This is a genomic window from Plantactinospora mayteni, assembly GCF_016862935.1.
Taxonomy (GTDB): Bacteria; Actinomycetota; Actinomycetes; order Mycobacteriales; family Micromonosporaceae; genus Plantactinospora; species Plantactinospora mayteni.
Genome location: NZ_BONX01000023.1, coordinates 526,135 through 543,507, shown reverse-complemented (window position 1 = coordinate 543,507; position 17,373 = coordinate 526,135). Strand labels below are relative to the sequence as shown.

Below are 17,373 nucleotides of genomic sequence, written 5' to 3'. Positions count from 1 at the left end.
CTCAGCGCACCCGGCCGTAGACCGTGCCGGTGCCGGCGGCGGTGGTGGTGCCGATGGTGGTGGTGCCGACGAGCCGGTTGTCGTCGGCGAACGCCCCGTCGCGCATGGAGATGATCCGGTCGGCGACCGCGGCGATGCGCGGGTCGTGGGTGACCACCACCAGCGTCTGCCCCGACCTGCGCAGCTCCTCGAACAACCGCAGAACCTCCAGGGTGGCGGCGCTGTCCAGGTTTCCGGTCGGTTCGTCGGCCAGCACGAGCAGCGGCTCGTTGCTCAACGCCCGGGCGATGGCCACCCGCTGACGCTGCCCGCCGGACAACGCCGACGGCAGGTGCTTGGCGCGGTCGGCGAGTCCGACCCGGTCGAGCAGATCCAGGGCACGTTGCCGGGCCCGGCGGGGCGACTGCCCGGCCAGCAACGCGGCCAGCTCGACGTTCTCCACCGCAGTGAGTTCGTCCATCAGGTGAAAGGACTGGAAGACGAAGCCGACGTGGTGGCGCCGCAGCCGGGCCAGGCCGCGCTCACTCATCCCGTCGATCCGGTGTTCGGCCAGCCAGATCTCGCCGTCGGTGGGCCGTTGCAGCCCGCCGAGCAGGTGCAACAGGGTCGACTTCCCGCAGCCGCTGGGCCCCATGATCGCCAGCGTCTGCCCGGCGGGCACCTCCAGGTCGACCTCGTCGACGGCGCGGACCAGCGCGCTTCCCCGGCCGTACCACCTGGTCACCCCGCGTGCCCGTAGCAGCGCCGACCCGGTCATGCTCCCGCCTTCCGCTCGGTCCGATCACGCTCGGTCCACATGCGTTCGCACGCCTCCAGCCACTCCAGGTCGGCCCGCAGCCGCAGCACGACCCCTTCCAGCAACAACCCGACGACCGGATCCATCGACCGCTCCAACGCGGCCCGCTGCGCATCCCGCAGCCGGCGCAGCACCTCGCGCCGCTGCGCGTCGACCAGGGCCACCGGATCGGCCAGCCGCGCGGCCGCGGCGGCCACCAACTTGAGATGGAACTCGCCGAGGTCCGGCTTCGGCCAGCTCACCTCGGCCAGCCACGCGGCGACCCGCTCCTGCCCCGCCGGAGTCAGCGCGTAGACCCGACGGTCGGGCCGGTCCGGCAGCCCCTCGGCGTGCTGCGAGGTCACCAGCCCCGCCTTCGCCAGCCGGGCCAGCGTCACGTAGATCTGCCCGGCGTTCATCGCCTCGCCGAGCGGGCCGAGCGCAGCACGCATCCGGCTACGCAGCTCGTACCCGTACGCCGGCTCCTTCGCCAGCATCGCCAGTACCACGTCCTGCACCCAGCACACCCCTCCGTAGGTCAACAATAGATAACCGCTAGCCATAGCGATGTCAACTCGGAGGGAGTACGGCAGCCGGGGCCGACCGTCCCCCGCGAGCCCGTCCACACCGTCGGGCTGGCCCGCGTCGCAGGGCGAGTGGGCGGGCTACCATGCGAGGTGTGGTTGCGGAGATCATCGGAGGTCGTGTCCGGGTCTGTGCGGTGGTCCTCCGAGACGCGTCGGGTTCGATCCTGACCGTCCGCAAGCAGGGCACCGAGAGATTCATGCTCCCCGGTGGCAAGCCCGAGCCGGGTGAGTCCCGTCGTGAGACGGCGGTTCGCGAGTGTGCCGAGGAACTGGGCGTGCTGCTCGATCCCGCAGCGCTCCGTGAGGTCGGCGTGTTCCGGGCGCCGGCGGCGAACGAGGCCGGTGTCGAAATCGAAGCAACGGTCTTCGAGTACCCGACCGTTCAGGTGGGGTCGCCGGCGTCGGAGATTGCCGAACTGCGATGGCTGGCCGTCTCGGAGCAACCACTGCCGGCTGACCTGGCTCCGCTCCTCTCCGAGCGGGTGCTTCCCGCGATCGGCTATCCGCCACGGGCTCTGGCGGCCCGCTGGATGACCGTGTTCACCGGGTCGGCGCAGGGCGTCGACCCGGTCTATTCGGACGCCGTGGTGAAGCTCGCCGGAGTACTCGCGGCCGAAGGCGTCGGTCTCGTGTACGGGGGCGGCAAGGTCGGCCTGATGGGCCAGTTGGCTGATGCGACGCTTGCTGCCGGGGGGCGGGCGGTCGGCGTCATGCCGCAGGCTCTGGTCGACGGTGAGATCGCGCACACCGGGCTCACCAGGCTCGAGGTGGTGCCCGACATGCACGAGCGCAAGCTGCGGATGGCCGAACTCGGCGACGTGTTCGTTGCCCTGCCGGGGGGCGCGGGGACGTTGGAGGAGTTCTTCGAGGTCTGGACGTGGCAGCAGCTCGGTATCCACGCCAAGCCGGTGGCACTCTACGACGTCGACGGGTTCTGGCAACCACTGCTGACCATGATCGACCGGATGGTCGACCAAGGGTTCCTGTCCGCCCGGTACCGGGAGTCGCTCATCGTCGTCCGTACTCCGGAGGACCTGCTCGACGCATGGGCGGCCTGGACGCCACCCGTCCCCAAGTGGACCCGCTGAGGCTACCGACCCGCCCCCTCGGCAGGTACGCACGACACACGTGGGACCACTCCACCGTGGTCACGCTGGCGTGGAGCGAGAGCTTCAGCAAGTGGCTGTCGGGATCGGTATCGCCGCCGGCCTCGCCGCCCTGGCGACCCTGACGCTCGTCGTCGTCCGGCAGGTCAACCGCACCTGGGACCGGCGCCAGCGCGACGAGCCGTAGCGACAACGCCGGATGACCACGGGCCGGGTGCTGGACCTCCACCGGCCCGGCGTCGAGCCTCGACCGCGCCCCGGGAACACAATGGCGTGGTGCTTTTGGGAGATAATATCCGGGTCCGGTGCCTGCGGTGGTGGCCGTGCTGACCGGTGTCGTCGGCGCGGTCGTGCCCGGCCACCGCTCCGCGCTCGCCGGAACGTGGTGAGCTCTCCCGCCCGGCGGTCTACGAGGTGCCGCCCGCCCTGACCACCGCAGGTCTGGTACGGCGTTTCGAGCCGAGGGCCCGTGGCGCGCTCCGAAGCGCGCTCGACCCAACAGACGCGCACAGCTTCGGAGCGAAGCGACAAGCGCAAGCGCGAGAGCAAGAGCGAGTGCGAGTGCGAGAGCAAGAGCAAGAGCGACAAGTCAGCAGACCGAGACAGGAAGGACAGACGTGTCTGACAAGAAGAACGCGACCGAGAGCGTCAGCGAGAGCGAAAACCCTTCGATCCCCGCACCCACTGTCAAGGCGACCAGGCCCAGGACGAACCGGGACTGGTGGCCGAACCAGCTGGACCTCTCGGTTCTCCACCAGCACTCGCCCCGGTCCAACCCGATGGGCGAGGACTTCGACTATGCGGAGGAGTTCAAGAAGCTCGACGTCGACGCGCTCAAGCGGGACCTCGTCGAGCTGATGACGACGTCGCAGGACTGGTGGCCGGCCGACTACGGTCACTACGGGCCGCTCTTCATCCGGATGAGCTGGCACGCCGCCGGCACGTACCGGATCACCGACGGTCGGGGTGGTGGGGGCAGCGGTTCGCAACGGTTCGCGCCGCTCAACAGTTGGCCGGACAACGCGAGCCTGGACAAGGCCCGCCGGCTGCTCTGGCCGATCAAGCAGAAGTACGGCCGCAAGATCTCCTGGGCGGATCTGCTGGTCTTCGCCGGCAACTGCGCGTACGAGTCGATGGGTTTCCGGACTTTCGGGTTCGGGTTCGGGCGCGAGGACATCTGGGAGCCCGAGGAGATCTTCTGGGGCCCGGAGGACACCTGGCTCGGCGACGAGCGGTACAGCGGCGACCGGCAACTCGCGGCTCCGCTCGGCGCCGTACAGATGGGCCTGATCTATGTGAATCCGGAGGGGCCGGCCGGCCACCCGGACGCGCTGGCGTCCGCCCGGGACATCCGGGAGACGTTCGGCCGGATGGCGATGGACGACGAGGAGACGGTGGCGCTGATCGTCGGCGGCCACACGGTCGGCAAGGCGCACGGTGCGGTCGACCCGCAGTACCTCGGCCCGGAGCCGGAGGGCGCCCCCGTCGAGCAGCAGGGTCTGGGCTGGCGGAACTCGTACGGCAGCGGCACGGGTGCCGACACGCTGACCAGCGGGTTGGAGGGCGCCTGGACCAACAACCCGATCAGGTGGGACAACGGCTACCTGGACAACCTCTTCGGGTACGACTGGGAGCTGACGACGAGTCCCGCCGGCGCGAAGCAGTGGAAGCCGAAGGACGCCTCGGCCGAGGGGAGCGTGCCGGACGCCCATGATCCGTCGAAGCGGCACGCCCCGATGATGCTGACGTCGGACCTGGCGCTGAAGATCGACCCGATCTACGAGCCGATCGCGCGGCGCTTCTGGGAAAACCCGGACCAGCTCGCGGAGGCGTTCGCCAAGGCGTGGTTCAAGCTGCTGCACCGCGACCTGGGGCCGGTCTCGCGTTACCTCGGCCCGTGGGTTCCGGAGCCGCAGCTCTGGCAGGACCCGGTTCCGGCGGTGGACCACGAGCTGATCACGGAGGCGGACATCGCCGCACTCAAGGGCAAGGTCCTCGAGTCGGGCCTCTCCGTCCCCCAGTTGGTCAGTACGGCCTGGGCCTCGGCTGCCAGCTTCCGCGGCACCGACAAGCGCGGCGGGGCCAACGGGGCGCGGATCCGCCTCGCGCCGCAGAAGGACTGGGAGGTCAACAACCCGGCCGAGCTGGCCACGGTGCTGCGGACGCTCGAACGGGTCCAGCAGGACTTCAACGGCGCGCAGTCCGGTGGCAGGAGGGTGTCGCTCGCCGACCTGATCGTGCTGGGCGGGTGCGCGGCCGTCGAGCAGGCGGCCAGGAACGCCGGGCACGACCTCACGGTCCCGTTCGCGCCGGGGCGTACGGACGCGTCGCAGGAGCAGACCGACGTCGACACCTTCGCCGTGCTCGAACCGAGGGCCGACGGGTTCCGCAACTACCTGCGCGCCGGGGAGAAGCTGTCGCCGGAGACCCTGCTGCTGGACCGGGCGTACCTGCTGGGCCTGAGCGTCCCCGAGATGACGGTGCTGGTCGGCGGCATGCGCGCGTTGAACGGCAACGTCGGGCAGTCCCCGTACGGCGTCTGCACCGACCGGCCCGGGACGTTGACGAACGACTTCTTCGTGAACCTGCTCGACGCGCGTACGGAGTGGAAGGCGGCCGAGTCGGCGGAGAACGTGTACGAGGGCCGGGACCGCGCCACCGGCGAGGTCAGGTGGACCGCCACCGCCGTCGACCTCGTCTTCGGTTCACACTCCCAGCTCCGAGCCAACTCGGAGGTCTATGCGACCTTCGACGCGACCGAGAAGTTCGTACGTGACTTCGTCGCCGCGTGGGACAAGGTCATGAACCTCGACCGGTTCGACCTCGCCTGATCCCCGATGTCCGGGTCGGCCGCACCTCGGCCGGCCCGGAGGTCTTCGGCCGCCGCCCAAGGTCGGCGGCGGCATCGCCGAGAGGTCGACGGCAGGCTTTGTGCCCGGTCGTCGCCGCCGGATGTCGATTCCGGCCTTCCTCGGACGTCATCTCTTCAGTGGGCCGTGCGCCCTCAGGACCGGCACGTCGAGGTAGTGAGGTGGATCCGTGAAATACATGATCATGCTGTTCGAGAGGGATACCGACTGGGGTTCGGTGCCCGAGGAGGCCCTCGACGAGGCTCTCGCCGAGCATGGGAGGTTTACCACGATGCTGCGGGAGCGCGGCATCGACTACTACGGCGAGGCGGTCAAGGACTCGCGCGAGGCGGTCACGCTCCGGCCGTCCGGGGACGGGCTCGCCGCCTCCGACGGCCCGTTCGCGCAGCAGGAGGCGCAACTGTCCGGGTTCTACGTGGTCGATGTCAAGGACCTGGACGAGGCCGTCGAGATCGCTCGGCAGTGTCCGACCGCGGCGGGCACCGAGGTGCGCCCGATCTGGGAGAGCGCCGCGTGACCGGCGGTGGCCGCGCCGGGCTCCGGCGCGGCCACCGCTGATCCGTTCCGGTCCGCCGTCGATTTCGGGTCTCCCGGCGCGACATTCCTGTGAGGGGCCGACCCGTGGACATCCAGATGCGGCGGTCCCGGGACGCGGCGACCGCCACCGGCCGCCCGAAGCCGACATGTTGGAGGATCCGGTGACAACCGCCCAGCGTTCCCGACTCGGGCTCGCACTCGCCCTGCTGGCGTCGACCCAGTTCGTCCTGACCCTCGACTCCGGGATCATGAACGTTGCGCTGCCGACCATCCAGACCGAGCTGGGGTTCGCCCCGGAGGATCTGGCCTGGGTCACCAACGCGTACGCCCTGACGTTCGGCGGGTTCCTGCTGCTCGGCGGCCGGGGTGCCGACCTGATCGGCGCCCGGCGGATGTTCGTGGTCGGCCTGGTGCTGTTCACGGCCGCCTCGCTGGCCGGTGCCGTGGCCCAGACGGCGCTCTGGCTGGTGTTGGCCCGTGGCGTGCAGGGACTTGCCGCGGCGCTGGTCTCGCCGGCGGCGATGGCGCTGGTGGTGACGATGTTCTCCGCCGGCGCGGAACGCAACCGTGCGCTCGGCGTCTTCGGCGCCATGTCCGGCCTCGGCGGTGCCGCCGGCTTCATGCTGGGCGGCGTCCTGACCGAGTGGCTCGGCTGGCCCGCCGTGCTCGCGGTCAACGTGCCGATCGGTCTGGCGGCCATCCTGTTGGCGCCGGTCCTGCTGACCGACGGGCGGCTGGCGGGCGCCCGTCGCTCGTTCGACCTGCTGGGCGCGGTGTCGGTGACCGCCGGCCTCACCGTCCTGGTATACGCGATCGTCGGCGCGCCGCGCGCGGGCTGGGCGTCGGCCCAGACCCTCGGACTGCTGGCGATCGCCGCCGTACTGCTGGCGGCGTTCGTGGTCGTCGAGTCGCGGGCGGCGCAGCCGCTGGTGCCGTTGGGGATCTTCCGGCAGCCGATGCTGCGCGCCGCCAACGTCCTGGCGGTGCTGATGACGGCGTCGATCTTCCCGTTCTTCTTCTTCGTGACGCTCTATCTCCAGCAGGTGCTCGACTTCGGCCCGTTCGAGGCCGGTCTCGGGCAGTTGCCCGTGGCGCTGGCGATGGCCGTGGCCGCGGGCTGGCTGGCGGCGAAGCTGATCGGCCGGTACGGCATCCGGCCCACCCTGGCCGCCGGGCTGCTCGTGGCGGCCGTCGGGCTGGCCTGGTTCGCCCAGCTCTCCCCGGACGGCAGCTACCTGGTGGACGTCTTCGGGCCCGCCGTGCTGGTCGGGGTGGGCCTCGGGTTCGGCGTCGTCTGCGTCACGATCGCCGGCACCGCGACCGCCGCCCAGCACGAGGCGGGCCTCGCGTCCGGGCTGATCAACACCACTCAACAGATGGGCGGGGCGTTGGGTCTGGCCGTCCTGATCGCCCTCGCGGCGGGGGCCACCCCGAGTGGGCCCGCCGAGGCGGTCGCGCTGACCGAGGGCTTCCAGGTCGGGCTGTTGACCGGTGCGGTGGTCGCGCTGGTCGGCGCCGTCCTGACGCTGATGCTGCTGCCGGGGCAGCGCGCCACTCCGCCTGCGGAGGTCGCCCGGCCCACCGCGCAGCAGGCGAGCTGAGCACCGGCGAGAGCACCGGCGAGAGCAAACGGCCTGGGGAACGGAGAGGACTTGCGGGACGAGCAGGGCCTACCGCCCGGGGATGGTCTGGAGTAGAGAGGACGAGGTGTAGATGGCAGAGGTCGACGAGGCGGGGCAGGCGTTCGACGTACTGGCCGCAGAGCTGGCGGACGACGGGTTCAGCGAGGGCAGGATGTTCGGGCTCCGCTGCCTGAAGTACAGCGGCAAGGCGATCGTGGCGCTGCACGAGGACGGGGTGGCGGTCAAGCTCGGCGCCGGCACCCCGGCGCACGGCGCCGCCACCGGCATGGACGGCGCCACGACCTTCGACCCGGCCGGAGGACGGCCGATGAAGGACTGGGTCTGGCTGCCCGTCTCGCAATCCGCCCAATGGGACCCGGTCGCCCGGCAGGCCGCCGAGAAGCTTCGTTCCTGACCGCTTATCGGGGACCGCGGTCGCCATGTCGCGACCGCGATTCCCCGTGCTTTGCCATGGCTATTTTCTGCCTCGGGTGCGGTCGACCACCCGCCATTCCGCAATTATGAGCGGCGCAACGAACGCAGGGTCGAGGGATCGACGCCGGCGGTAACATGGCGGGCACCCCGACGTCCCGGCGGGCCATTTCGCCGACGTATTCGTCGCGGGACGTGGGCTCCCTGCACCCCGTCCAGTAAGGCGACGCTTCCATGACAGAGACGGCCGGTTCGCGTACCGGGGACGGCATCCGGTACGCCGCCAACGTTCGGAAGATCTACCTCTACCAGGGCTGCACCAACCTGATGTTGTTCATGCCGGTCTGGATCGTCTTCATGCAGACCGAGCGGCACCTCACGCTCACCCAGATCACCATCATGCTCGGGGTGTCCTGGCTGGTGTCGGCCCTGGCCGAGGTGCCGACCGGCGTACTGGCCGACACGCTCGGGCGCCGGTTCAGCCTGGTACTCGGCACCGCACTGGTCGCCGTGGGGACCGCCCTCGTCGCGGTGCTCGGCGACTACTGGCTGATCCTCGCGGCGTACCTGGTCTGGTCGGTGGGGCTGGCGTTGCAGTCCGGCGCCGACATGGCGTTGCTCTACGACAGCCTGAAGTTGGCCGGCCGGGAGGCGGAGTACGAGAAGGCGGCGGGCCGGTCGTTCGCCATCGTCCAACTGGCCCAGGGAGTCTCCAGCGTGGCCGGTGGCCTGCTCGCCGTGATCGCGCTGCCGTTGCCGTTGCTGGTGACCAGCGTGTTCACCGCGATGGCACTGGTCTTCCTGGTCACGCTTCGGGAACCGCCGATCGCCCCGCGCGGGAGCCGGCCGTCGTACCGCGGGACCCTGGCGAACGCCGTGGTCCTGGTCCGCCGGCAGCCCGGCCTGCGGCCACTCATGCTCTTCAGCGCCGTACTCGGAGTGGTCCCCTGGCTGCTGGTGTTCGTGCTGTTCCAGCCCTACCTGGACTCGCACGGGGTGCCGATCGCGTGGTTCGGGGTGCTGTTCCTGGTGCTGCGGCTCGCCGGTGTCGCCGGATCCCGGCTCGGCCCCGACGTGATCCCGCGCGACGTACGCGGGCCCTGGCTGACCGGTGTGCCGTTGCTGTTCGGCGGACTGTTCCTCCTGATGGCGGTGGTGCCGCTGTGGGGCGTCGTCTTCGCCATGATGGTGCTGGTCGGCCTGCTACAGGGCTGCCTGCGGCCGATCCTCTCGGATCTGCTCAACCGGCGGCTCGAGGCGACCGTCCGGGCCACCGTGCTGTCCCTACAGAGCCTGCTCCTGACGCTGCTGATCGCGGTGTTGCAGCCGACCGCCGGGCTGGTGGCCGACGCCTCCAGCCCGGCGGTCGCGTTCCTGGTCCTGACCGTGGTGTCGATGGTGGCGGTGGTGCTCCGGCTGGTGTGGCGGCGGGCGGAGCGGGCACCCGCGCCCCCGGTCACCGCCGGTGAACCTCTCTCCACCTCCCCTCGCGGTCAGGCGGACCCCAAGGTCGGACACGGTGCCTGACCGCCATGCGGTTCAGGCGGACAAAGGTTCAGTGCGACGGTTGCGTCTGGGCGTTGAACTCCGGCAGCCGGATCCACCGGGCGGGAGCGGTCCGGGGGTCGTCGACGGCCAGCACGTCGAGCCCCTTCCGCAGGTCGCTGGAGTAGATGTGGCCGTTGTAGTAGTAGGCCGACCAGGAGCCGCCGGCCGGGATCTGGTCCGGGGGCAGCGGGCCCCGCTCGAAGTAGCCGATCTCGCGGGGGCGGCGTGAGTCGGTGAAGTCCCAGATCACGACGCCGCCCTGGTAGTAGGCCTGTACCAGGATGTCGCGGCCGGGTACCGGGATGAGCGACCCGTTGTGCGCCACGCAGTTCTCCGTCGGGTCCTGCGGCCGATCGATCTTGAAGTACGCCCGTTTGACCAGCCGCCGGTGGCTGCCGCGCCCGACGATGTCGTACACGGCGCTGGCGCCGTGCTCGGGGCCGATCTCGGGTGTGCAGGCCGGCGCCATGCCGCCGCCGAGTTCGTCGACGAAGACCACCTTCGTCGCCGCCTGGTTGAACGTCGCCGAGTGCCAGAACGAGAAGTGCTCGTCGTCCCGGACCTGGTCGATCACCCGGGGGCGGAGCCGGTCGCTGATGTCGAGCAGCAGGCCGTCACCCATGCAGGCGGCTGCCGCCAGGTCCCGCTCCGGGTAGACGGTGATGTCGTGACAGCCGCTGGTCGGCACGACGTAGTCGGGGAACTCACCGGGCCGACCCGGGTTCCCACCCAGCGGGAACAGCACCGGCTCGGCCACCACGGCAGCCTTCGACGGATTCCTCAGCGGCACCCGGACGATGGAGATCCGGTCGTGCGGCGGCCGGCAGTCCGGGTAGCCGGCGTCCGGGCCGTACGACGAGACGTAGAGCAGCACCGAGTCCCGCCGGCGGTCGGGTACCAGGGTGTGGGTGTGCGAGCCGCAGTCGGTCTCGACCGAGGCGACGTAGCGGGGCGCTGCCTTGTCGCCGATGTCGAAGATCTTGATGCCCTCCCAGGCGTTCGGCTCGGTCGCCGGCAGCGCGGCGCTGGCGCAGGAGTCGTCGCTGCGGGACGTGTCGGTGGAGAGGAACAGCAGGTTGCCACTGACCGACACGTCGTTCTGCGAGCCCGGGCAGTGCACCTGGCTGACCAGCCGTGGCGCGGACGGCCGGGAGATGTCGTAGATGGTGAAGCCCTCGTAGTTGCCCACGATCGCGTGCTGGCCGGTGAAGGCGATGTCCGTGCCGAAGGCCAGCGGGGCGTCGAACGGTGGTCGCGGCGGCATGTTTGCCACGTGCCGGACGTTCCGGCTGTGCCGGATCTCGTCCGGTAGCGGCACGCCGTCCGGGGGCGTGCCGGCCGCGTCGGCCGGGGTGGACGCCGAGGTGGGCGGGTCGTCGGCGGGGTACGGGTCGGTCGGCGGGGCGGCGGCGGCCGAGCCGCCCAGCAGAACCGTCACGGTCAGCGCCGCGCACACGGCGGTCGGGGTACGCCGCCGGGTTCGTTCCGTCATCGGGTCGGTCCTCTCTCCGTGCTGCCGGTTACGGTCTCAGCGCTGCTGGTTGCGGTCTCCGCGCTGTTGGTCGGAGTGCCGGTGGCGCCGTTCGAGGTCTCCGCGCCGCCGGTCGGGACCCCGGTGCCGCCGCCCGGGGTGCCTGTCGGTTTCCTCGGCCCGGTGGCGAGGGCGTGCAGCAGGGTCGGCATGGCCGCGGCCTGGAAGTCCAGGTGGGGATCGAGTTCGCGGAGCGTCCCCTCCAGCGCCATGATCGAGACGAGCGGGAAGATGAAGTCGGGCGAGGCGTACAGGCCGCAGGCGCGTTGCAGGTCGAACAGCTCGGCACTGAACGAGATCAGGCTGAAGTCCCGGGCCGGTACCCGACTGGTCCGGCGGACCAGGTCGACCACGCCGGCGGTGAACCGCTGCTCGTCGCTGTCGTGCCGCCGGCCCACCGCGCTGGCGATGACCACCTCAGCGCAGCGGCGGCCGTTGCCCCGGCCGAAGTTGAAGAAGAACTCGCTGAACTGCCAGCGGGTCCGCTCCGGCAGCCAGACGCAGAAGCCGGCGTCCAGCACCACCACCCGGCCGTCCGAGCGGTGGTAGAGGTTGCCCGGGTGCAGGTCGCAGTGGACGAAGCCGTTCACGAAGAGCATCTCGAAGACCACGTCCAGGGTGGCGTGCGCCAGTCGTGACCGGGCCAGCCGACCGCTGTCCCGGGCCGCGTCCAGCCGAAGGTCCGGCACGAACTCCATGACCAGGCAGGTCGGCCGGCACAACTCCGGGTGTACGGCCGGGACCAGCGCCACCGGCAGCCCGACCAGGTGCCGGCCGAGCAGGTCGAGGTGTGCGGCCTCGCCGACGAAGTCGAGCTGGCCGCGTACCGCCTCGCAGACCCGGTCGACCATCGCGACGACCGGTACCCCGCGCAGTGCGGGCAGCCGGGCGCCGAGCCGGACGAACGCCCGGATCAGGGCCAGGTCGGCGGCCATCCGCCGGGCGACGCCGGGCCGCCGCAGCTTCAGCGCCACCTGTTCGCCGCTGGGCAGGGACGCCCGGTAGACGCAGGCGACGCTGCCGCTGGCCACCGGCTCGTACCGCACTGTGCTGAAGATCCGGTCCAGGTCGGTCCCGTACGCCTGGGCGAGCGCCCGCCGGGCGATCCGCTCGGGCAACGGCCGGACCGACTCCTGTAGGGCGGAGAGTTCCTCGACCACGGCTGCCGGCAGCAGGTCGCGCCGGGTGCCGACCAGCTGCCCGGCCTTGACGAACGCCGGTCCGAGCCGTTGCAGTACCCGGGCCGTCCGCCGTGCGGCGAAGCGCTGGGCGGCGGTACGACCCCGGGCACAGCGCACGGCGAGCGCGCCGAGGGCGATGCCGGGGGCGGCGACGACCCCGAGGGCCAGTACGCACAGCACCCGGGCCAGGACCAGGGGCGCACCAGGAGCCGGGGTGATCGCGGCTGGAGCAGATGCTTGACCGATCGCCATGGGATTCCTTCCGGAATTGCTTCCGTCCGCTCGGTACGGCGGAATCGAGCGCCATCTCCACGGTATTCTCGGAGATTATCGGCGGCGGGTGTCCGCAAATAGTGCGGCAATAAATGCGGCCCGGTAAATTTTGCGCCATCTTCAGCAATGAACGGCGATGCGTACCCGCGCGCCGTCGACTCTAATTGTGGGGGCGCCGCCGCGAGTCGCGGTCGTTGAATTGTCCAACTCGCCATCGGGGGTAGGTCAAGTGCAGCGTTCGTCTCTGAATTCGGTGACCATCGACGCCTCCCGCGAACGGGTCTGGTCCGCACTGACCGATCCCCGTGAGCTGAACCAGTGGGAGACCACGGACGCCCACCTCGACCTGCGTCCGTCCGGCTGCTTCCTGTACGAGTACGCCTACGGCCCGTCGCGGCCGGGCACCTTCCTGGTGGTCGACCCGCCGCGCCGGCTGGTGCAGGACAACATGGTCTTCAACCACAACAGCAGCTTCCACTACCTCAACACCATCGACCTCACCCCGGGTGACGGCGGGACCGTGGTGTCCGTGCTGCTGGAGGGGTACACCGACGAGCCGGACGAGCAGTGGCTGCGGGAGAGCATGGATCTCGGCTGGGCGACCGACCTCCAGGTGCTCAAGGCGTGGGTGGAGCGGGGCGAGGACATCCGCCCACAGGTCTGGCGGGGCCTGCGGATGGGGCTGCGGTACGTCAGCGCCGCCGCCGCTCCCGGCGCCGCGTCGGACAGCGGTGTGCTGCTCCTGGAGGTGCTGCCGGGCCTGCCGGCCGAGCAGGCCGGGCTGCGGGCCGGTGACGTGGTCACCGCGCTGGACGGGCGCAAGGTGGAGGATTTCCGTGGCCTGCGGGCGCTGCTTGGCGACTACCAGCCGGGCGACACCACCATGTTCTCCGTGGTCCGGGGCGAGGAACGGCACGATCTTCCGCTGACCTTCGGCAGTGCCGTGTAGCCGCCGTCGGCAGTGCCGTGCGGTCGGGCGAGGGGGAGGGACGGGATGGGCGGGGGACCGGCGATCGACCCGGAGACCGTGGTGGTCGGGCTCGGGGAGGAGCCCGACATGCTGGTGCAGGACTTCAGCCTGCGCCACGCGTCCTGGGCCGTGCTCAGCACCATCATGTTGAAGCTGTTCCGCTACGACGACCGGTGGCGGGCCTGGCCGGAGCTGGCCGAGGAGCTGCCGTCGGCGCGCAACGGACAGGTACGCCGGCTGCCGGACGGGCGGCTGGAGCAGCGCTGGCGGCTGCGCGCCGGCGTACGGTGGCACGACGGCAGGCCGGTGACGGCTGACGACGCGCTGTTCACGTACGAGCTGCTGCGGGACACACCGCCGCCGTACCCGCACCACCTGATCATCGAGAGCATCGACGAGATGTTCGTACCGGCGGAGGAGCCGCTCACCCTCGTCGTGCGGTGGCGGGCGGACCAGCCGTTCGCCCACCACGAGGAATGGGGCACCGTGCTGCCCCGGCACCTGCTGGCCGGCGCCGGGCTGTCCGAGCTGCGCGGCGAACACTGGTTCGCCCGGTCACCGGTGTTCCACGGCCCCTACCGGCTCACCCGTTGGCTGCCCGGCGAACAGCTCACGGTGGAGCGGGCCGGTCCGCATCCGCTGGGCGAACCACGGCTGCGCCGGATCGACTTCCGGTTCTTCCCGAACCCGGCGGAGCTGCGGGACGCGGTTGTGGCCGGCACGGTCGACGTCACCGACCTGACCGGGTTCACCGCCGAGCACGCCGCCGTGGTCGCCGAGGCCGCCCCGCACGTCGAGGTGCGCCAGACGCCGTCGCTGATGTGGGAGCACATCGCCGTCAACCTCGACGACCCGGTGCTGGCCGATCGGCGGGTCCGGGAGGCCCTCGGGTACGCCGTCGACGTCGACGCCGTGGCCCGCGTGCTGTATCCCGGGGCGACCGAGGCGGCCCGGTCCTGGCTGCCGGCGCGGCACCCGGCACACCACGCCGGCCTACCGGCCCGGCCGTACGACGCGGGACGGGCCCGCGACCTGCTGGCCTCGGCCGGCTACCGGCCGGACCCCGACGGACGCCTCCGAGGGCCCGACGGGGAGCCGCTGGAGTTGCGGCTGCTCACCACCCGGCCGGCCACCGGCTCCGGTCGTTGGGTCGCCTCGCAGGCCCGGCCGGAGGCGGCGCGGCTGATCGCGGCGCGGCTGGCCGAGGTGGGCGTCGAGCTGCGACTCGACTTCCTGCCGCCGGACGAGGCGTTCCCGGCGATCCGTCGCCGCAAGTTCGCCCACCTGGCGATGTTCGCCTGGTCGATGGGGCTGGAGACCAACGGCTACCTGCTGTGGCACTCCTCGAAGATTCCCGACGACAGCGAGTGGTACGGCATCAACGTCGGCGGCTGGCGCTCCGCCGAGAACGACCGGCTCCTCGACCTGGTCGCCGCGGCCGAGGACGTCGAGCAGCGGTACGCGCTGATGCGGCGGCAGCAGGAGGTCTGGGCGGCGGAGCTGCCCGCGATCCCGCTGGTCTTCCCGGGCACCTGGACCACACACAAGCGCGCACTGCGCGGGGTCCGCCCGGTCGGGGTCTTCGGCTGCTACGTCACCTGGAACGCCTGGCAGTGGTACTGGGGTGACTCGTGACCCGCCGCGTGGTCATCGCCCGCACCAGTGACGTCACGGTGCTCAACCCGCTGCTCTACGCGGACCTGGCCACCGGTGAGGTGCTGAACCGCGTCTTCGACCACCTGGTGCTCACCGACGAGCACCAGCGTTACGTGCCCGGCCGGCTGGTGACCCACTGGACGGCCAGCCCCGACGGGCTGGTCTGGGACTTCTTCCTCCGGCCGGCGGCGCGGTGGCACGACGGGCACCCGGTCACCGCCGACGACGCCGTGTTCACCTTCGAGTCGATCCTGGACCCGGCCAGCGGCAGCGCGCGGCGGGCCGAGTTCCTGGTCGGCGGCGAGCCGCTGCGGTTCGAGGCGCCGGAACCGCACGTGCTGCGGGTCCGGCTGCCGGAGCCGTTCGCCCCGCTGCTGGCGGCCCTGGCCTGGCGACCGGTCGTCGCCCGGCACGTCTTCGCCGGCCGGCCGCTGGCCGGGCATCCGGCCAACGACTCGCCGGTCGGCTCGGCCGCGTTCCGGTTCGCCGGGCGTACTGCCGATCGGGTGGTACTGGCCGCGCAGCGCGACTACCACCTGGGCCGGCCGCCGATGGACGAGGTGGAGTGGCGCCGGGTTCCCGACATCGAGTCCGCGCTGCGGGCGCTGGCGTTCGGCGAGGCCGACTACGTGCCCGGAGTGCCGCCGGAGCTGGTCGACGGCGTACGGGACCTGCCGGAGGTGCGGCTGGTCCGCTCGACCGACGCGAGTTTCAGCTACCTCGGCTTCCACCTGGAGAGCTGGCAGTTCGGCGACGTACGGGTCCGGCAGGCGATCGGCCACGCGATCGACCGGGACGGGCTGGTCCGCGAGGTGCTGGGTGGAGAGGGCCGGGTCGCCGACGGCCCGATCGCGCCCGGCAGCCCGTGGTACCACCCGGACCTCCCGAGCTACCGGCACGACCGGGTACGCGCGTCGGCCCTGCTGGACGCGGCGGGCTGGCGGGTGGGTGACGACGGCGTCCGGCGGGACGCCGACGGGCGGGGGTTCGCGTTCACCCTCCGTACGGTCGCCGGTGACCGGGTCAAGGAGCGGGCGGCGGGGCGGATCGCCGACGACCTCCGGCGGCTCGGCATCGCCGTACGGGTCAGCACCCATCCGATGGCGGAACTGTTGCGGGAATACGTCCGACCGCGCAGGTTCGAGGCGGTACTGCTGGCGCTGGTACCGAACCCCGATCCGGCTTTCCTGCATGCTCTCTACCATTCGGAGATGTTGACCCCGAAGGGGTGGAATCGATTCGCCTATCGTGATCGAGAGGCGGACGATCTTCTCGGCGCCAGTCAGTCGGAAATCGACCCCGGCGCCCGGCGCAAGTTGATCCACACCGCATTGGAGCGGATTGTCCGCGACGCCCCGCAGATATTTCTGTTCCACCCCGTGGTCATCGACGCGGCGCGTACCGATCTGCTGCTGCCCGCACTCCCGGAACAGTCGGCCAACCGCTTTATGTATTTGCACGACTGGGATCGGAAGGTGCGATGACCGGCCACGGCGGGTAGTGGCGACATGACGCGCGGATCGGCTTCGGGACCGCCGCCGCACACCCGCGCCGGACCGGAACCCGGCCCGGGTCGACCTGGGCCGGGCAGCCGGCTGGTCGGAGCCTCGACCGTGCACGGCCGGGCCTCCCGTTCTCGGCCCCGCCGCCGCGACGCCGCCGGCCCGGCGTGCCGGGCCCGAGCCACGGCGGTCGGTTCCGGGTACATCGCCCCGGGCTCCTGGTCGAGGAGCCGGGCGCCGCCCCGGTTATCCGCGTGGGGCGGCGCCGGTGGCGGTGCTGATGAAGGTCTCGATCGCGGCGACCAGGGACGGGGGTACCCGGTCGGGCCGGAAGCGCTCGCCGTCCCGGACCATCCAGGCCAGCTGCTGCTCGCCCCGGGCGACCAGCTCCTCCCGGCCGTCCTGCTGGCGCAGGTAGTCGAAGAGCAGCGTGATCCGGTTCTGCACCAGCTCACCCGCCCGCATCCGGAGCACCACCTCGTCGAAGGCGAAGAGCTCGGCGAAGTACTCGCAGGAGCAGCGGGTGGTGACGATGGTGGCCCGCCCGTCCACGGCCTGGAACACCTCGGGGGCGTGGGCCCGCAGGAACATCTCCCGGCACTGACCCTGCCAGCGGAGATAGTTGGCAAAGTATACGTTCCCCGTGACATTCGTTTCTTCGAGCGAAACCACGTGCCGGTACTCAAATGCGGGCCGACGCTCCAACCGGTCGGCCGCCATCCGGTCCGCGGAGTTGATCATGATAGTTTACTCCGATTCGTCTGGTCTACAAAGTAGCCTACC

General features: G+C 71.1%; 14 protein-coding genes. 9 read left to right on the top strand and 5 right to left on the bottom strand.

Annotated elements, in window-relative coordinates; all coding sequences use genetic code 11:
* Position 1 precedes the first annotated feature (1 nt).
* Together Pma05_RS18455 and Pma05_RS18450 are read right to left on the bottom strand one after the other, a co-directional pair.
* Complete coding sequence (locus Pma05_RS18455) at positions 2 to 757, bottom strand: ABC transporter ATP-binding protein (protein ID WP_203858636.1); 756 nt, start codon at positions 755 to 757, stop codon at positions 2 to 4.
* Positions 754 to 1,293, bottom strand: coding sequence for a PadR family transcriptional regulator (locus tag Pma05_RS18450; RefSeq protein WP_239312555.1), 540 nt, complete (start codon positions 1,291 to 1,293; stop codon positions 754 to 756). The genes Pma05_RS18455 and Pma05_RS18450 overlap by 4 nt, the downstream gene beginning before the upstream one ends.
* 161 nt (positions 1,294 to 1,454) lie before the next feature.
* On the opposite strand from Pma05_RS18450, the gene Pma05_RS18445 reads away from it, so the two are divergent.
* The 6 genes from Pma05_RS18445 (at position 1,455) to Pma05_RS18420 (ending at position 9,456) form a co-directional block, all read left to right on the top strand.
* On the top strand, positions 1,455 to 2,450 hold the full coding sequence (locus Pma05_RS18445) for a TIGR00730 family Rossman fold protein (protein WP_203858634.1): 996 nt from the start codon (positions 1,455 to 1,457) through the stop codon (positions 2,448 to 2,450).
* Positions 2,451 to 3,085: 635 nt separating this feature from the next.
* Entirely contained in the window at positions 3,086 to 5,299 is a 2,214-nt protein-coding gene (gene katG / locus Pma05_RS18440) for a catalase/peroxidase HPI (protein ID WP_203858633.1), read from the top strand.
* Between the two features lie 217 nt (positions 5,300 to 5,516).
* Entirely contained in the window at positions 5,517 to 5,855 is a 339-nt protein-coding gene (locus Pma05_RS18435) for a YciI family protein (RefSeq protein WP_239312601.1), read from the top strand.
* Between the two features lie 181 nt (positions 5,856 to 6,036).
* Positions 6,037 to 7,476 carry an MFS transporter gene (locus tag Pma05_RS18430; RefSeq protein ID WP_203858631.1) on the top strand — a complete coding sequence of 480 codons (1,440 nt, stop codon included), beginning with the start codon at positions 6,037 to 6,039 and terminating at the stop codon, positions 7,474 to 7,476.
* Between the two features lie 112 nt (positions 7,477 to 7,588).
* On the top strand, positions 7,589 to 7,912 hold the full coding sequence (locus tag Pma05_RS18425) for a hypothetical protein (protein ID WP_203858630.1): 324 nt from the start codon (positions 7,589 to 7,591) through the stop codon (positions 7,910 to 7,912).
* 251 nt (positions 7,913 to 8,163) lie between these two features.
* Positions 8,164 to 9,456 (top strand): MFS transporter, encoded by a 1,293-nt coding sequence (locus Pma05_RS18420; RefSeq protein WP_203858629.1) that lies wholly within the window; start codon positions 8,164 to 8,166, stop codon positions 9,454 to 9,456.
* A gap of 28 nt (positions 9,457 to 9,484) precedes the next feature.
* On the opposite strand, the gene Pma05_RS18415 is transcribed toward Pma05_RS18420, so the two are convergent.
* A complete protein-coding gene (locus Pma05_RS18415; protein ID WP_203858628.1) occupies positions 9,485 to 10,969 on the bottom strand; it encodes an LVIVD repeat-containing protein in 1,485 nt (494 codons plus the stop codon).
* On the bottom strand, positions 10,966 to 12,441 hold the full coding sequence (locus tag Pma05_RS18410) for an ABC1 kinase family protein (protein WP_203858627.1): 1,476 nt from the start codon (positions 12,439 to 12,441) through the stop codon (positions 10,966 to 10,968). The genes Pma05_RS18415 and Pma05_RS18410 overlap by 4 nt, the downstream gene beginning before the upstream one ends.
* A gap of 250 nt (positions 12,442 to 12,691) precedes the next feature.
* On the opposite strand from Pma05_RS18410, the gene Pma05_RS18405 reads away from it, so the two are divergent.
* Genes Pma05_RS18405 through Pma05_RS18395 form a run of 3 tightly spaced genes read left to right on the top strand, consistent with a single transcriptional unit; the run spans position 12,692 to position 16,572 of the window.
* Positions 12,692 to 13,411, top strand: coding sequence for an SRPBCC family protein (locus Pma05_RS18405; protein WP_203858626.1), 720 nt, complete (start codon positions 12,692 to 12,694; stop codon positions 13,409 to 13,411).
* Between the two features lie 45 nt (positions 13,412 to 13,456).
* Positions 13,457 to 15,067: a peptide ABC transporter substrate-binding protein gene (locus Pma05_RS18400; protein ID WP_203858625.1), complete on the top strand. Its 1,611-nt coding sequence runs from the start codon at positions 13,457 to 13,459 to the stop codon at positions 15,065 to 15,067.
* Positions 15,064 to 16,572: an ABC transporter substrate-binding protein gene (locus Pma05_RS18395; protein ID WP_203858624.1), complete on the top strand. Its 1,509-nt coding sequence runs from the start codon at positions 15,064 to 15,066 to the stop codon at positions 16,570 to 16,572. Before Pma05_RS18400 ends, Pma05_RS18395 begins: the two co-directional genes overlap by 4 nt.
* 264 nt (positions 16,573 to 16,836) lie before the next feature.
* Here the strand turns inward: Pma05_RS18395 and Pma05_RS18390 are convergent, their stop codons facing one another.
* Positions 16,837 to 17,310, bottom strand: a complete 474-nt coding sequence (locus Pma05_RS18390; protein ID WP_203858739.1) for an acyl-CoA thioesterase — start codon at positions 17,308 to 17,310, stop codon at positions 16,837 to 16,839.
* Between the last annotated feature and the right edge of the window lie 63 nt (positions 17,311 to 17,373).

Coding starts and splice junctions, on each gene's coding strand:
- Pma05_RS18455 (WP_203858636.1), bottom strand. CDS start 757: ATGACCGGGTCGGCGCTGCTACGGGCACGCGGGGTGACCAGGTGGTAC.
- Pma05_RS18435 (WP_239312601.1), top strand. CDS start 5,517: ATGATCATGCTGTTCGAGAGGGATACCGACTGGGGTTCGGTGCCCGAG.
- Pma05_RS18425 (WP_203858630.1), top strand. CDS start 7,589: ATGGCAGAGGTCGACGAGGCGGGGCAGGCGTTCGACGTACTGGCCGCA.
- Pma05_RS18420 (WP_203858629.1), top strand. CDS start 8,164: ATGACAGAGACGGCCGGTTCGCGTACCGGGGACGGCATCCGGTACGCC.
- Pma05_RS18415 (WP_203858628.1), bottom strand. CDS start 10,969: ATGACGGAACGAACCCGGCGGCGTACCCCGACCGCCGTGTGCGCGGCG.
- Pma05_RS18410 (WP_203858627.1), bottom strand. CDS start 12,441: ATGGCGATCGGTCAAGCATCTGCTCCAGCCGCGATCACCCCGGCTCCT.
- Pma05_RS18400 (WP_203858625.1), top strand. CDS start 13,457: ATGGGCGGGGGACCGGCGATCGACCCGGAGACCGTGGTGGTCGGGCTC.
- Pma05_RS18390 (WP_203858739.1), bottom strand. CDS start 17,310: ATGGCGGCCGACCGGTTGGAGCGTCGGCCCGCATTTGAGTACCGGCAC.